The 14,992-nt window shown below is 70.7% G+C and carries 15 protein-coding genes and 1 pseudogene; 10 read left to right on the plus strand and 6 right to left on the minus strand.

The window, feature by feature from the left end:
- Nucleotides 1-32: 32 nt before the first annotated feature.
- Genes GAS53_RS01755 through GAS53_RS01775 form a run of 5 tightly spaced genes read left to right on the plus strand, consistent with a single transcriptional unit; the run spans nt 33 to nt 4,318 of the window.
- On the plus strand, nt 33-1,373 hold the full coding sequence (locus GAS53_RS01755; RefSeq protein ID WP_151475586.1) for an L-fuconate dehydratase: 1,341 nt from the start codon (nt 33-35) through the stop codon (nt 1,371-1,373).
- Nucleotides 1,370-2,125, plus strand: coding sequence for an SDR family NAD(P)-dependent oxidoreductase (locus GAS53_RS01760; RefSeq protein ID WP_151475587.1), 756 nt, complete (start codon nt 1,370-1,372; stop codon nt 2,123-2,125). The genes GAS53_RS01755 and GAS53_RS01760 overlap by 4 nt, the downstream gene beginning before the upstream one ends.
- A gap of 20 nt (nt 2,126-2,145) precedes the next feature.
- Complete coding sequence (locus tag GAS53_RS01765; RefSeq protein ID WP_151475588.1) at nt 2,146-3,156, plus strand: aldo/keto reductase; 1,011 nt, start codon at nt 2,146-2,148, stop codon at nt 3,154-3,156.
- Entirely contained in the window at nt 3,153-3,467 is a 315-nt protein-coding gene (locus GAS53_RS01770; RefSeq protein WP_151475589.1) for an L-rhamnose mutarotase, read from the plus strand. The genes GAS53_RS01765 and GAS53_RS01770 overlap by 4 nt, the downstream gene beginning before the upstream one ends.
- Nucleotides 3,464-4,318: an amidohydrolase family protein gene (locus GAS53_RS01775; protein WP_151475590.1), complete on the plus strand. Its 855-nt coding sequence runs from the start codon at nt 3,464-3,466 to the stop codon at nt 4,316-4,318. The genes GAS53_RS01770 and GAS53_RS01775 overlap by 4 nt, the downstream gene beginning before the upstream one ends.
- Here GAS53_RS01775 and GAS53_RS01780 read toward each other — a convergent pair.
- Entirely contained in the window at nt 4,306-5,727 is a 1,422-nt protein-coding gene (locus GAS53_RS01780; protein WP_151475591.1) for a lipase maturation factor family protein, read from the minus strand. The two genes, GAS53_RS01775 and GAS53_RS01780, sit on opposite strands and share 13 nt — an antisense overlap.
- A 136-nt stretch (nt 5,728-5,863) precedes the next feature.
- Between GAS53_RS01780 and GAS53_RS01785 the strand changes: the two genes are divergently transcribed.
- The 3 genes from GAS53_RS01785 to GAS53_RS01795 all read left to right on the plus strand — a co-directional run bounded on the left by GAS53_RS01785 (nt 5,864) and on the right by GAS53_RS01795 (nt 10,269).
- A complete protein-coding gene (locus tag GAS53_RS01785) occupies nt 5,864-7,147 on the plus strand; it encodes a DUF6777 domain-containing protein (protein WP_151475592.1) in 1,284 nt (427 codons plus the stop codon).
- Between the two features lie 60 nt (nt 7,148-7,207).
- Nucleotides 7,208-9,283: a SpoIIE family protein phosphatase gene (locus tag GAS53_RS01790; protein ID WP_151475593.1), complete on the plus strand. Its 2,076-nt coding sequence runs from the start codon at nt 7,208-7,210 to the stop codon at nt 9,281-9,283.
- A gap of 122 nt (nt 9,284-9,405) precedes the next feature.
- Nucleotides 9,406-10,269 carry an Fpg/Nei family DNA glycosylase gene (locus GAS53_RS01795; protein ID WP_151475594.1) on the plus strand — a complete coding sequence of 288 codons (864 nt, stop codon included), beginning with the start codon at nt 9,406-9,408 and terminating at the stop codon, nt 10,267-10,269.
- 37 nt (nt 10,270-10,306) lie between these two features.
- Here the strand turns inward: GAS53_RS01795 and GAS53_RS01800 are convergent, their stop codons facing one another.
- The 3 genes from GAS53_RS01800 to GAS53_RS01810 all read right to left on the minus strand — a co-directional run bounded on the left by GAS53_RS01800 (nt 10,307) and on the right by GAS53_RS01810 (nt 12,360).
- A complete protein-coding gene (locus tag GAS53_RS01800) occupies nt 10,307-10,969 on the minus strand; it encodes an anti-sigma factor family protein (RefSeq protein ID WP_151475595.1) in 663 nt (220 codons plus the stop codon).
- A gap of 195 nt (nt 10,970-11,164) precedes the next feature.
- The gene (locus GAS53_RS01805; protein WP_151475596.1) at nt 11,165-11,680 is read right to left on the minus strand and encodes a hypothetical protein; all 516 of its coding nucleotides are present in this window, start codon (nt 11,678-11,680) and stop codon (nt 11,165-11,167) included.
- A gap of 134 nt (nt 11,681-11,814) precedes the next feature.
- A complete protein-coding gene (locus GAS53_RS01810; RefSeq protein WP_151475597.1) occupies nt 11,815-12,360 on the minus strand; it encodes a sigma-70 family RNA polymerase sigma factor in 546 nt (181 codons plus the stop codon).
- 286 nt (nt 12,361-12,646) lie between these two features.
- On the opposite strand from GAS53_RS01810, the gene GAS53_RS01815 reads away from it, so the two are divergent.
- A complete protein-coding gene (locus tag GAS53_RS01815; RefSeq protein ID WP_151475598.1) occupies nt 12,647-13,810 on the plus strand; it encodes a CapA family protein in 1,164 nt (387 codons plus the stop codon).
- Here the strand turns inward: GAS53_RS01815 and GAS53_RS01820 are convergent.
- Nucleotides 13,797-14,105: pseudogene (locus tag GAS53_RS01820) on the minus strand (amino acid permease C-terminal domain-containing protein); the annotation flags it as partial. The gene GAS53_RS01815 and the pseudogene GAS53_RS01820 sit on opposite strands and share 14 nt — an antisense overlap.
- Before the next feature lie 42 nt (nt 14,106-14,147).
- Here GAS53_RS01820 and GAS53_RS01825 point away from each other — a divergent pair.
- Nucleotides 14,148-14,321 carry a hypothetical protein gene (locus tag GAS53_RS01825; protein ID WP_225858664.1) on the plus strand — a complete coding sequence of 58 codons (174 nt, stop codon included), beginning with the start codon at nt 14,148-14,150 and terminating at the stop codon, nt 14,319-14,321.
- 126 nt (nt 14,322-14,447) lie between these two features.
- On the opposite strand, the gene GAS53_RS01830 is transcribed toward GAS53_RS01825, so the two are convergent.
- Nucleotides 14,448-14,909: a universal stress protein gene (locus GAS53_RS01830; protein WP_151475599.1), complete on the minus strand. Its 462-nt coding sequence runs from the start codon at nt 14,907-14,909 to the stop codon at nt 14,448-14,450.
- Nucleotides 14,910-14,992: the final 83 nt, after the last annotated feature.

Below are 14,992 nucleotides of genomic sequence, written 5' to 3' on the forward strand. Positions count from 1 at the left end.
ACCGTCCAAGTACCGGACCGAAAGGCCCTTCCGTGTCCTCATCTGCCGCCCGCATCACCGCGGTTGACACCTACGACATCCGCTTCCCGACCTCGCGCGAGCTCGACGGCTCCGACGCCATGAACCCGGACCCCGACTACTCGGCCGCGTACGTCATCCTGCGCACCGATGCGGCCGACGGCCTGGCGGGGCACGGCTTCACCTTCACCATCGGGCGGGGCAACGATGTCCAGGTCGCCGCGATCCAGGCGCTGCGCCCGCACGTCGTGGGCCGGCCGGTGGACGAGCTGTGCGCGGACCCGGGGTCGCTGGTGCGGGACCTGACGGGGGACAGCCAACTGCGCTGGCTCGGGCCCGAGAAGGGCGTGATGCACATGGCGATCGGCGCCGTCGTCAACGCCGTCTGGGACCTCGCCGCCAAGCGCGCCCACAAGCCGCTGTGGCAGCTGCTCGTCGACGCCACCCCCGAATGGCTCGTCTCCCAGGTGGACTTCCGCTATATCGCGGACGTTCTCACCCCCGAGGACGCGCTCGAGCTGCTGCGCAAGGGCCGGGCGGGCGCCGCCGAGCGCACCGAGCTGCTGAGAGAGCGCGGCTTTCCCGGCTACACCACCTCACCCGGCTGGCTGGGCTACTCCGACGAGAAGCTCACCCGCCTCGCCCGCCAGGCCGTCGCCGACGGCTTCACCCAGATCAAGCTGAAGGTCGGCGCGGACCTCGCCGACGACGTACGCCGCTGCCGTGTGGCCCGTTCCGTCGTCGGCCCGGGCATCCGTATCGCCATCGACGCCAACCAGCGCTGGAACGTCGACGAGGCCATCGAGTGGACCAGGGCGCTCGCCGAGTTCGACCCGTACTGGATCGAGGAGCCCACCAGCCCCGACGACGTCCTCGGCCACGCCGCGATCCGCAAGGCCGTCGCGCCGGTCAAGGTCGCCACCGGCGAGCACGTACAGAACCGCATCATCTTCAAGCAGCTGCTCCAGGCCGGCGCCATCGACGTCCTGCAGATCGACGCGGCCCGGGTCGGCGGCGTCAACGAGAACCTGGCGATCCTGCTCCTCGCGGCCAAGTTCGGCGTCCCCGTCTGCCCGCACGCGGGCGGCGTCGGGCTGTGCGAACTCGTCCAGCATCTCTCGATGTTCGACTACGTGGCGCTGTCCGGCACCACCGAGGACCGCGTGATCGAATACGTGGACCATCTGCACGACCACTTCCTCGACCCGGTGGTGATCAGAGAGGGTCACTACATGGCACCCACGACACCGGGCTTCTCGGCCACCATGAAGCCGGAGTCCATCGCGGAGTTCACGTTCCCCGGCGGCACCTTCTGGGCCGCCGACCTCGACCGGCAGAAGGGGCAGGCGGCATGAGCGACTTCGAGGGCCTCAAGGCGTTGGTGACGGGCGGCGCATCCGGTATCGGACGGGCCACCGCGGAACTCCTCGCCACCCGCGGCGCCCAGGTCGCCGTGCTCGACCTGGACCCCTCGTCGGTCGACAAGCCCCTGCTCGGCTACCAGGCCGACGTCACCGATGACGCGTCCGTACGCGCGGCCGTGGCCGCCGCCGTCGCCGACCTGGGCGGACTCGACGTACTCATCAACAACGCGGGCATCGGCGCCCAGGGCACCGTCGAGGACAACGACGACGAGCAGTGGCACCGCGTGCTGGACGTCAACGTCGTCGGCATGGTCCGTACGGCTCGCGCGGCGCTGCCGCACCTGCGGGAGTCGTCGCGTGCCGCGATCGTGAACACCTGCTCCATCGCGGCCACCGCCGGCCTCCCGCAGCGCGCGCTCTACTCGGCGTCGAAGGGTGCCGTGCTGTCCCTCACCCTCGCCATGGCCGCCGACCACGTCCGCGAGGGCATCCGCGTCAACTGCGTGAACCCCGGCACCGTCGACACCCCGTGGGTCGGCCGCCTCCTGGACGCCGCACCCGACCCGGCCGCCGAACGGGCCGCCCTGGAGGCCCGCCAGCCCACCGGCCGTCTCGTCTCGGCATCCGAAGTGGCGGGCGCCATCGCCTACTTGGCGAGCCCGCTGTCCGGCGCGACCACCGGCACCGCACTCGCCGTGGACGGCGGAATGCAGGGGCTGCGACTGCGCCCGGTGGCCAAGTGAGAGGGCCATTGAGCGGGCCGGTGAACAGGCTCGGCCGCAGCGGCGTCGAGATCACCGCCCTGGCCCTCGGCACCGCCGGCATCGGGAACCTCTACACCGAGGTCGGCGACGAGCAGGCGTACGCGACCGTGCACGCCGCCTGGGACGCGGGCATCCGGTACTTCGACACCGCGCCGCACTACGGCATCGGCCTGTCCGAACGACGCCTTGGGGCGGCCCTGCGCGAGCGCCCGCGGTCGGCGTACACGATCTCGACCAAGGCGGGCCGCCGCCTGGAGCCCACCGAAGCGGGCGGCGACGACCTGGCCAACGGCTTCGCCGTGCCGGCCACGCACCGCCGCGTGTGGGACTTCAGCGCGGACGGCGTACGCCGCAGTCTGGACGCCAGTCTGGAACGGCTCGGCCTCGACCGGGTGGACGTCGTCTACCTCCACGACCCCGACGACCACGCCGAACAGGCCTTCCGCGAGGGCTACCCGGCCCTGGAGAAACTCCGCTCGGAGGGCGTGGTGGGCGCGATCGGCGCGGGCATGAACCAGGCCGAGATGCTCACCCGCTTCGTCCGCGACACGGACGTCGACGTGGTGCTGTGCGCCGGGCGCTACACCCTCCTCGACCAGCGGGCGCTGACCGAACTGCTGCCGGCCGCGCAGCGGCGCGGGGTATCGGTCGTGATCGGCGGCGCTTTCAACTCCGGCCTGCTGGCCGACCCGAAGCCCGGAGCGACGTACAACTACGCGGCCGCACCACCCGAGTTGCTGGACCGCGCCCTGGCCCTCAAGGCGGTGGCCGACCGGCACGGCACCACCCTGCGGGCCGCCGCCCTGGCCTTCTGCGCCGCCCACCCGGCCGTCGCGGGCGTCCTCGTCGGCGCCCGGTCACCGCACGAAGTCCGCGACTGCGCCGAGCAGTTCGCGGCGCCGGTGCCCGCGGCCTTCTGGCAGGAGCTGCGGGACGCGGATCTCCTGCCCGCCGAAGCTCCCGTGCCCGGCGAGAAGCCGTCCGAGGAGTCGCCCGAGGAGCCGTCATGAGAGTCGCCCTGCACACCAAGGTCCGCGCCGACCGTGTCGCCGAGTACGAGGCCGCCCACCGCGAGGTCCCCGAGGAACTCACGGACGCGATCCGCGTCGCCGGCGCCACCTCCTGGACGATCTGGCGCAGCGGCACCGATCTGTTCCACGTCCTGGAGTGCGAGGACTACCCGGGACTGCTCGCCGAGCTGGAGAAACTGCCGGTCAACATCGCCTGGCAGGCCCGGATGGCGGAGTTGCTCGACGTGGTGCACGACTACTCGGCCGAGGGTTCGGAGGCGGGGCTGCCGGTCGTGTGGGAGCTGCCATGACGGGACGTACGGCTGCCGTCGACGCCCACCATCATGTGTGGGACCTCTCCGTACGGGACCAGGACTGGATCACCGGACCCGAACTGGCGCCCATCAGAAGGAACTTCGCCCTCGAGGACCTGGAACCACAGGCGCACGCCGCCGGAGTCTCCCGAACCGTCCTCGTGCAGACGATCACGGTGGCGGAGGAGACCCCGGAGTTCCTGGCCCTCGCCGAGGGCAGCGACCTGATCGCCGGAGTCGTCGGCTGGACCGACCTCACCCACCCCGGCGTGGCCGACGAGCTGTCCCGGCTGCGAGACCTGCCGGGCGGCCGCCACCTCAAGGGCATCCGCCACCAGGTCCAGGGCGAGCCGGACCCCGAATGGCTCCTGCGCGAGGACGTACGCCGCGGACTGACAGCCGTCGCCGCGGCGGGCCTCGTCCACGACCTGGTCGTCCTCCCGCACCAACTCCCCTCCTGCGTACGGGCGGCCCAGCGCCACCCCGAACTCACCTTCGTGCTGGACCACTTGGGCAAACCACCCATCGCCTCGGGCGAGCGGGAACCCTGGGCCACCGACATCCGCGCACTCGCCGCCCTGCCGAACACCGTCTGCAAACTGTCCGGAATGGTCACGGAGGCGAACCCGAAGGACTGGGCGGTGAGCGACCTGGCACCCTACGCGGACACGGCGCTGGAGGCCTTCGGCCCGAGCCGCATCATGTTCGGCTCCGACTGGCCGGTGTGCACGCTCGTCGCCTCGTACGCCGAAGTCGCCCACATCACCGCCCAGTTGACCGAGAAGCTCAGCGAGAGCGAGCGCGAGGAGATCTTCGCGGGCACCGCGACCCGTGTCTACGACCTCTGAGCCATGGCGTCCAGCCGCGTCGGCGGCAGGAAGTCCCGTACGTACGTCCGCTCCCAGCAGGCGCCCGTCTCCCGCAGTTCCTGCCAGGTGGTGTACCGGTAGCGGAAGAGGCGGGCCCGGACGTAGCGGGGCGGTGCGTCCGGTGGGAACGGGGAGCGGCGCAGGAGCCGCAGCGTGTCGCGGTCGTTCTCCAGGAGCCGCTCCATCAGGCCGGCGAACCACGAGCCGGCGTAGGCGGGGGAGAGGGCGGCGAACCACATCAGCCAGTCGAGCCGCAGATGGTACGGGGCGAACTGGCGCGGCCAGTGGCGTGGATCGCCCGGCTTGCCCTTGAACTCGTACTCGCGCCAGTCCGCGTCCTCGCGCGGTACGTCGTCGGCCGTGCCCTCGACCACCACCTCGTACCGGATCCGGCTGACGCTGCCGAACGCCCCGTACGTGTTCACCAGGTGGAGGGGGTCGAAGGAGCGGTTCATGATCTGGCGGCGGGAGATCATGTTGCGGACCGGGTGGTAGCTCAGCGCCAGGAGCAGTGCGGCGACCGCGAGGACCACGACCTCGTACCAGAGCGGGGCGTCGGGGACGCCCGGGGCCGTGCCGGGGAGTTCCAGGGCCGATACGGCCAGCACGATCGTGATCCAGTTCAGCCAGGAGAAGTTGCCGGACAGGACCAGCCACAGTTGGGTGACGATCATCAGCGATGCCGCGGCCGTGGCGATGGGCTGCGGGGTGAACAGCAGGACGGGTACGACGAGTTGGGTGAAGTGGTTGGCGGCCACCTCGACCCGGTGGAACGGCTTCGGGAGATGGTGGAAGAACCAGCTCAGCGGGCCCGGCATCGGCTGCGTCTCGTGGTGGTGGTCGAGGCAGGTCAGCTTGCGCCAGCACTCGTCGCCGCGCATCTTGATCAGTCCCGCCCCGAACTCGACGCGGAACAGGATCCAGCGCAGCAGGAACAGGACCACGATCGGCGGGGCGATCTCGTCGTTGCCCAGGAAGACCGCGAGAAAGCCGGTCTCCAGGAGCAGGGACTCCCAGCCGAAGGCGTACCAGGTCTGGCCGACGTTCACGATCGACAGGTAGAGGACCCACGGGACGAGCCAGAGCACCATGGCGCCCCAGAGCGGCAGTTGACCGTCCAGTCCGGCGATGAGCGCCACCGACACCGCGCAGCCGGTCCAGGCCCAGGCCGCGAAGAAGCGGTCGGAGTAGTGGAAGTGGAACACGCTCGGCGCCTGCCGGAACGGCACTCGCGCCACGAACCGGGGCACCGGCAGCATGCCGCGCTCACCGAGCAGCGCGCGGAACTGCAGCGCCGCGCTCAGGAACGCGACGAGATAGAGCACGGCCAGAGCCCGCTGGAAGACGATCCGGCTCGTCCAGTACTCGGGGGCTGTGAACCACTCCACGGCGCTTGCTCCCTTCCCTTCCATTGTGACGCTGCGTGACTCTCTCGGCTTGCGGGGTTCCCGGGACCGGCGCAGACAATGGTGGACATATTGGCCGGAATGGACCGGGATTGACGGGGACGGACGGGAGAACGTGGTGCACATACCCACCAGAACCCTCGTCACGGCCTGCGCGCTCTCCGCGGCGCTCCTCGTCGCGGGCTGCGGCGGCGACGAGGACACGGCGTCCCGCACCTCCGGCACCGTCGACGGCGAGGTCTTCCTCCAGCCGGTCGCGGCCCAGGGCCCGGACCCCTTCACCGGCTCCACGGCCACGACGACCGCGACCCCGCCCCCCGTCACCCGTACGCCCCAGTCGCCGCCCACCACGGGCAGCGCCCCGGCCACGGCGGAAGGCGCACGGTCCGTCTCGGGCGCCACACCGGGCCTCTACGGCGGCACCCAGCGAGTCGGCAGCTGCGACGTCCAACGGCAGATCCGCTTCCTCACCGCCGACCAGGCCAAGGCACGCGCCTTCGCGCAGGCCGCCGGCGTCTCCCAGCCCGGCATCCCCGACTATCTGCGCGGCCTGACCTCGGTCGTGCTGCGCGCCGACACCAGGGTCACCAACCACGGCTTCCGGGACGGCCGGCCGACCAGCTACCAGTCCGTACTCCAGGCCGGCACCGCCGTCCTCGTCGACAACCGCGGCGTACCGCGCGTGCGCTGCGCCTGCGGCAACCCGCTGAAGCCGCCGGTCGCCTTCGAGGGAACCCCGGGACACAACGGCAGCCCCTGGCCGGGCTACCGGCCCGCCAAGGTCATCGTGGTGACCCCGGCCCCGCAGATGATCGTCAACATCACGATCATCAACATCCAGAACAACACGTGGATCGAGCGGAGGATCGGCGACCACGACGGCGACGAGGACCGCGTCGTGCCGCCGCCCGTCGACGACCCGGAGAGCCGGAGCCCGGGCATGTCGTCGCTGTCGCCCGATGAGTCGTCGCCCGATGGTTCATCGGAAACCCCCGACGAGTCCCTGAGCCCCGACGAGTCACCGACCGACTGCGTCACGCCGACCGTGACCGTCACCCCGGGCGAGCCGGACGAGCCCCCGACCGAGGAGCCCATGGACCCCTCGACCCCAGAGGACTGCCCCACTGCCACCGTCACAGCCACACCGGAAACCCCGGGCGACGAGCCGCTCCCGCCTCCCGATGAGAACACCGCCCCGGAGACGGAGACGCTGCCCGACACGACGGTGCCCGACGAGTCCGACGTCGTGGAGCCCGAGCCGCCCCTGGATTCCTCGGAGGACTCCCCGGAGAGCGAGGTCGGCCCCGACAGCGTCCCGGACAGCGCCGACGTACCCGACGGCGGCGGCCTCATCCCCGACGAGTCGAGCGTGGACTCGGCTCTCGACACGCTGGACAGCTGAGTGGTCCGTCGGCGATACCCACAAGTCGAATATTCGGCCAAATCCTGGCAAGGTAAGGCCATGGTTGATCGGGGAGCGAGCGCCCTGTCACTCCCGGACGACTGGCCCGCCCACCCGGATCCGATCCTGGCGCTCAACCGCATGGGCAGCTTCGACTGGGACCTCGACACCGGCCTCATGCATATGGATGCCGTGGCCCACGAGATCTTCGACGTGCGCTCCGACGAGTACGACGGCCGCCCCGACACGCTGTCCATACGGGTGCCCCCGACGGAGGCCCGCCGCCTCGACGCCCATGTCTCCCAGGCCATCAAGGACGGCAGCGAGAACTACGGGGCGTACTTCCGCGTCCGCCGCCGTGACGGCACCCTGCGCTGGACCCACACCCAGGGCTACATCCGGCGCGACGAGACGGGCCGGCCGCGCCGCATCATCGGCATCATCCGCGACGCCACCCAGGAACTCAGCGAGGCCGAGGCCCGCCGCGAGCAGGCAGCTCTGGACGAGGCCCGCCGCCAGCAGACGAACGTCGTGCAGATCACCACCGCGGCGCTCGCGCACGCCCACACGGTCCAGGACGTCATCGACGTCCTCAAGGACACCCACGGCGTCACCCATCTCGGTGCGACCAGTCTGGTCATGGGCCTGGTCGAGGCGGGCCGGATCCGGCTGGTCGCCGAGGGCCCCGAGGGCAGCTTCGTGCCGGGCACCCTGGTCACCCGTATCGACGAGCAGTACCCGATGAGCGAGGTCGTGCGCACCCTCGCCCCGCGCTTCATCGAGTCGCCGGAGGAGTTCGCCGAGTCGTACCCGCTGCTGTGGCCGCACATCACCGACCTGGACATCACCTCGGCCGCCTATCTGCCGCTCATCGCACAGGCCAGGCCCATCGGTGCCATGGGGCTGCTCTACAACGACCGGCGCGGCTTCTCCGCCGAGGACCGCAACGTCCTCGTCGCGCTCGGCAGCAGCATCGCGCAGAGCCTCCAGCGGGCCATGTTCTACGAACAGGAGAAGGACCTCGCGCAGGGCCTCCAGCAGGCCATGCTGCCGCGCTCCATCCCCAGCGTTCCCGGCGCCGACATCGCCGTGCGCTACCGCTCCGGCTCCGTCGGCCGGGACATCGGCGGCGACTGGTACGACGTCATCCCGCTGCCGGGCGGCCGCGTCGGCGCCGTCATCGGCGACGTCCAGGGCCACGACACGCACGCGGCCGCCGTCATGGGCCAGCTGCGGATCGTCCTGCGCGCCTACGCGGCCGAGGGCCATGCCCCCGCCACTGTCATGGCCCGCGCCTCCGTCTTCCTGCACGAACTCGACACCGAACGCTTCGCGACCTGCCTGTACGCGGAGGCCGACCTGTCCACCGGCGTGATGCAGGTCGTCAGGGCGGGCCACATCGACGCGCTGGTCCGTGACACGGACCGCAGCTGCCACAGACTCCCCGTCGAAGGAGGCCTGCCGCTCGGCCTGTCCGCCGAGTTCGGGCGCCTCGAATACCCGGTCAACACCATCGAACTCGACCCCGGCCAGACCCTGCTGCTGTGCACCGACGGCCTCGTCGAACAGCCCGGGATCGATCTCGACGAGGGCATGCGGACCCTCCGGGCGCTCATCTCCACGGGCCCCGACGACGTACGCGACCTCGCCGACCGGCTCATCGACGTGGCCGAGGAACGCGGCGGCGAGGACGACGTGGCGCTGCTTCTGCTGCGCCGCATAGGTCTCGACGCGCAGCGTTCCGGCGGTCGGCTCCAGCAGCTCGTCGGGCCCGGCGATCCCGAGGCGCTCGCCGAGTCCCGGCACATGATCCGTGCGGCTGTGCGCGCCTGGGGGGCGCGTGAAAAGGCTGACGACATCGAGTTGGTCGCGGATGAGTTGATCACCAATGCCCTGATGCACACGGAGGGCTCCGCCATCGTGACGTTGCGCGTCCTCGCGGGTTCCGACCGGCGCATCCGTGTCGAGGTGGAGGACGCGTCGAGCGCGCTGCCGCGGCGGCGGGAGGCGGGGGAGTCCGGGGTTTCCGGGCGGGGGCTGCTGTTGGTGGACCGGCTCGCGGATGTGTGGGGTGTGGAGGCGCGGGGCGGAGGCAAGTGTGTGTGGTGCGAGTTCTTGGCGTCGGACCGGGAGTGAGTGGGGTGGGGCCGGTCGGTTGTTACGTGCGGGCCGTCTGTGGCTGATCGCGCCCACGCGGCGGAGCCGCGTAGTGTCACAGCCCCGCGCCCCTGACGAGGCACTGATGGCACCCTGGATCTATGCCGGAGCTGCCTGAAGTCGAAGCGCTGAAGGACTTTCTGGCCGACCACCTCGTCGGTCACGAGATCGTGCGCGTGCTGCCCGTAGCGATCAGTGTGCTGAAGACGTACGAGCCGCCGCTCACCGCCCTCGAAGGGCGGGAGGTCGTGGCCGTGCACCGGCACGGCAAGTTCCTGGATCTGGAGACGGACGGCGGGCCGCGCTTTGTGACGCATCTGGCGCGTGCGGGCTGGCTGCAGTGGAAGGACCGGCTGCCCGACGGGCCGCCGCGGCCGGGCAAGGGGCCGCTGGCGATGCGTGTCGCCCTGGAGACCGGCGAGGGCTTCGACCTCACGGAGGCGGGCACTCAGAAGCGGCTGGCGGTGTACGTCGTACGGGACCCGGGCGAGGTGCCGGGCATCGCCCGCCTCGGCCCGGACCCGCTGGCCGACGACTTCGACGAGACCCGTTTCGCGAAGCTGCTGGACGGCGAGCGCCGGCAGCTCAAGGGTGCACTGCGCGACCAGAGCCTGATCGCGGGAGTGGGGAACGCCTACAGTGACGAGATCCTGCACGCCGCGAAGATGTCGCCCTTCAAGCTTGCCTCCAGCCTGACTCCGGAGGAGAGACGGCGGCTGTACGAGGCGCTGCGCAGCACGCTCAGCGAGGCCGTCGAGCGTTCCCACGGGCTCGCCGCGGGCCGGCTGAAGGCCGAGAAGAAGAGCGGCCTGCGCGTCCACGGCCGCACCGGGGAGCCCTGTCCGGTCTGTGGGGACACCATCCGCGAGGTCTCCTTCAGCGACTCGTCCCTCCAGTACTGCCCGACCTGCCAGACGGGCGGCAAGCCCCTCGCCGACCGGAGGATGTCCAAGTTCCTGAAGTAGCGCACGAGGACGTGAGGGGCGGTCAGGCGTCCCTGCCTCAGGGAGCCTTGAGCGTCACCAGCCGCTGCCCGTCCGTCGCGCGGCGCACCTCGTACCGGGCGATCTCGTCCGGATGCCACGCGGCCGCGCCCTGCATGGCGTCGGACGGCTTCTTCCCGGGTTCCTTGGGTGCGGTCCAGCTCAGCACGACCTGCTCCGAGTCGTCGTGGCCGATGGCGACGAGCTCGCAGGGCAGGGCACCGGAGGCGCCCTTGACCTTGAGGCCCACCTCGCTGCCCCAGGCCCGGTTGAGGGTGGTGACCTCGGCCCACACCCCCGAACCCGGGTCGGTCGCGGCGAGGGTCTCGCCGTTCGAGGCGTCGTTCCCGGTGAAGACCGCGACCGCGGGCCCGCCCACGGCGAACACGACGGCGGCGGCGACCGCGAACAGCCAGCGCCTGCGTCCGCTCCGGCGCGTCGAGACGACGTCCTCCAGGAGCCGGTCCAGCAGGGCGGGCCCGGCCTGTGTCATGGGGTGCACCGACCGCGGCGTTGCCTGGGCGTATGCCTGCAACGACCGTGTGGTGGCTGCCAGTTCATGTATCTGAACCGCACACTGGGGACACTCCATGAGGTGGTCCTCGAAGCGGAAGGCATCCGCCTCGTCCAGCACGCCGAGCGCATATGCGCCGACGTCGCGGTGGCGTTCCAGCGACCTCATACCAAATCCTCGGTGCCGATGGGGTGTGTGTGCGGGGAGTAGCTGCTTGCCCACCGGTACGCAGGAGACCGCCGAATCACTCAAGTCCCGTCGGAAACCAACCAAGAGATTCGGAGCGGTCGTGCCCTCGGATTGGTCGAGGTTCAGAAAAAACTGGTCAGGGGAGTAGGTCGGAGAGTCGGTCGGAAAAATCGGTCAGAAAAGATGGATCGCCAGATGTCCCAGCGGCAGCCCCAGCTGCCAGGCCGGTGTCCAGACCTTCGGGCCGTCGTCCTCCCCGATGACCGGACCACCGCCCGGCACCGCGTCCAGGTCGGGCGCGAGCAGCTCGGTCTCCTCCAGCCAGCGCCAGGCCGCCGAAGCCAGGTCCAGGTCCGGTGCGGGGCCACCCGATTCGACCGCCTCCGCGGCGAGCCGGGCCATGCGCTCGCGCACCCAGTCCTGCCACGGCTGGTCGTACGCCGTCAGCGACAGCCACGTCTCCAACTGGGAGACGACCCGGATGCCGGAGAGCTCGCCGCTCGTGTCCGACAGAAAGATGGTGAGCGCCAGGGCATCGCGCCCGGCGCGGAACTCGAAGGACGTGGGCGGCATCAGGTCGCCGGTCCGCAGCAGTTCGTCGGCGATGTACTCGGCGTACAACCACGCCATGGGGACGGTGAGTTCACCACCGCCGGTGCCGTCCGTGCTCTCTTGACCTCTGTGCAGCATCCCTTCCTGCCTTCCTCCGGTGCGTGCGCGTCGCCCAACGCCGGGCCTCAGTCCGGAACACGGATGAAGACAGCTGATTACTCAACCATGATCCACAGCAGGCGCTTTACGGAGGTTTGACTCGACCGTCGGTTTCACCGCAGGTCGGCCGCGTATCCCGGAAGAACCCGGCGCAGGGCGCGCAGCGCGTAGTACGCGCGAGACTTCACCGTACCGGGCGGAATCCCGAGGGCTGCGGCGGCCTCCGCCACACTCGCCCCCCGGAAATACACCTGCACCAGGACTTCACGGTGCTCGGGAGTGAGTGTCTTCACAGCCTCTCGCACATCGAGGGTCGCCACGGAGCGTTCCGCGTGATCGGCGGCAACCCGTGCGCTCTCCAGCACGGCGTCCCCGACCTCGGCGGGCCGCGCCTGACGGGCCCGCCGCGCGTCTATCGCCAGTCGGCGCCCCACGGTCAGCAGCCAGGGGCGTACGGAGTCGAAGTCGTCGGCGCGCAGCGCCTCGGGATGCTGCCAGGCGCGTACGAACGTCTCCTGCACCAGATCCTCGGCGCGCTGCCGGTCTCCGTCGGAGAGCCTCAGCATCAGGGCGAAGAGCGGTGCGCCGTGCTCCCGCTGCAATTCGGCCAGCTCGTGCTCGGCGGTCGTCCTGCTGGTCATGGTCGTGGCGGCCGTCATGGCCGTATGCCAGCGCAGGGCGGTCCGCCGGGACAGGGCACGGACACGGCTCGTCGGCAGACGGTCGAACCCGTCGACGAACGGTACGACGAACGGTCAACCGGGACGGAAGGCTCCGCCTCCGCGCCTCGGTTCGCCCCGATGGCCCCGTCCGGAAGCACCGGACGGGTGAGCGACAGTGGCGGCTTCTTGACTCCCGTAGGCACCCGTATGTGGATACATATCAGTTCGTAATTAAATATGACCGCATTGGGCCGCATTGGGCCGCATTGGAGCGAGATCAAGGATGTCGAGGACACTGCGCACCCGGCAGGCAACAGCGGCCCTCGCGGTCCTGTGCTGCGTCACTGCCGCCGCGAGCTGCCAGGGGCAGGACGGGCCGAAGCGCCGGGGGAGCCCGGTCGGCGGCGGCGCCCCGGCGAAGAGCTTCACGCTCGTCGCCTCGGGGGACGTCCTCCCGCACAGCTCGATCATCGACAAGGCGAAAGCCGACGCGGGCGGCTACGGCTACGACTTCCGCCCCATGCTGTCGGGCGTCAAACCCGTCGTGGCCCGCGCCGACCTGGCGATCTGCCACATGGAGACCGTGTACGGAGCAGACGGCGACTACACCGGCTACCCCACCTTCAAGTCCCCGCCGCAGGTGGCCGACGGCCTCGCCGCGACCGGCTACGACGGCTGCTCGACCGCCTCCAACCACACCCTCGACGACGGCTCCGCCGGCATCCACCGCACCCTCGACGCCCTCGACCGGGCGGGCGTGCGGCACGCCGGCTCCGCCCGCAGCTCGGCCGAGGCGAGCGCGCCCACGATCATGCAGGCCGGCACCGCCAAGGTCGCCCATCTCGCGTACACGTACGGCACGAACGGCATCCCGCTCCCGGCCGGCAAACCCTGGGCCGTCAACCTCATCGACCCCGACCGGATCGTCGCGGAGGCCCGGGCCGCCCGGAAAGCGGGCGCCGACGTGGTGGTCGTGTCCATGCACTGGGGCACCGAATGGCAGGATGAGCCCGACACCCGGCAGCTGAGGCTGAGCAAGCGCCTCACCGGGTCCCGTACGGACGGCCGCCCCGACATCGACCTGATCCTCGGCACCCACGCCCATGTCCCGCAGGCGTACGAGAAGGTCAACGGCACCTGGGTGATCTACGGCATGGGCGACCAGATCGCCGGCGCGATGTACAACTACGGCGGCGCCCAGGACCCGCGCGGCAACGAGAGCACGATCGGCCGCTTCACCTTCGCCCCGCCCGACAAGCCCGGCGGCCGCTGGCAGGTCGAGAAGGCCGAGTTCGTGCCGCAGTGGTTCGACCTGGGCTCCGGCCGCGTCGTCGACCTCAACCGCGCGATCGACCAGGGCGCGGACGTGACCGCCGTACGCGACCGGATCCGCAGGGTCGTCCTCAGCCGCGGGGCGGCCGGCGACGGTCTCGTCATGGCGAGGTAGACGGCGAGGCATCCGCCTTCGCCAGCTCGGAGCGCCGGTACGAGTACCCGAAGCAGATGACGAGCCCGACCGCGAACCACACCGCGAACCGCACCCACATCTGCCACTGCAGGTAGGTGATCAGCCAGATCGAGAAGCCGACGCCCACCGCGGGCACCACCGGCATCCACGGTGTGCGGAAGGTACGCGGCAGATCGGGCCGCCGGTAGCGCAGCACGATCACCGCGACACACACCACCACGAACGCCAACAAGATCCCGATGTTGGTGAGTTCGGCCGCCTGGCCGACCGGGAGCGGTACACCCTCGCCTACTTCCACGAACCCGGCTTCAACGCGGTGGTCCGCCCCCTGACCGAAGCCGGCGCCGACGAGTACATCCACTACGGCACCCACTTCACCTCGATGTTCAGGAGGTGCTGTCCCGAGCGCGTGACCACCGCCCGGATCGAGGCCGAGGGACGCCTGAAGATCCTCGAGCGGCCGCGCGGGGACGCACTGCGGGCGGCGTGAGCGCTCCGCTGGAAGTGCGGTGGTTCGTCCGCGGGTCCGTTGTGGCTGGTCGCGCAGTTCCCCGCGCCCCTTTGGGGCGTTGCCGAACCGCTCGCCGCGCCGCCCGGAACACGCCCTCCGTGCGGACTACGGCACCACCGTCACCGGCCACCGCCCCGCCTTTACCAACCGGATCGCCACCGAGCCGATGATCCGGTGTCCCGCCTGCTCGGAGGCGCCCACCACGACGGCGTCCGCCTTCAGCTGATCGGCTGCCGAGACCAGGCCGTTGTACGGGTCGCCGCGGAAGGTGTGGAACTCCCAGCGGATGTCGAATATGTCCTTGACCTGCTCGGTCGCCTCACGGATCTCCCGGGCCAGCTCCTGGGCGATCGTGTCGGTCGTCTCGGCCACCGGGGCGCCGACCGCGGTGCCCGCCGCCATCACCGGCTGGACGTACACCAGGGTGAGCAGCGCCCCCTGCCGCCGGGCCAGGCCGGCGGCGTAGGCGGCGGCGCGCAGCGAGGAGTCCGAGCCGTCCACGCCGACCACGATGACCTTGGGGCCGTCGGTGCCCCGTTCGAACTGGTGGGAGTGCTGTTCCGTCACGGCGCTGAGGCTATCGGAATGCGCAGGTCCCGCAGCCGTCGGGGACGGCATCCGGCCGCGCTCGACAGGCGGCCCGGCCCGGC

The sequence above is a fragment of the Streptomyces albicerus genome, from assembly GCF_008905045.1.
Classification (GTDB): domain Bacteria; phylum Actinomycetota; class Actinomycetes; order Streptomycetales; family Streptomycetaceae; genus Streptomyces; species Streptomyces albicerus.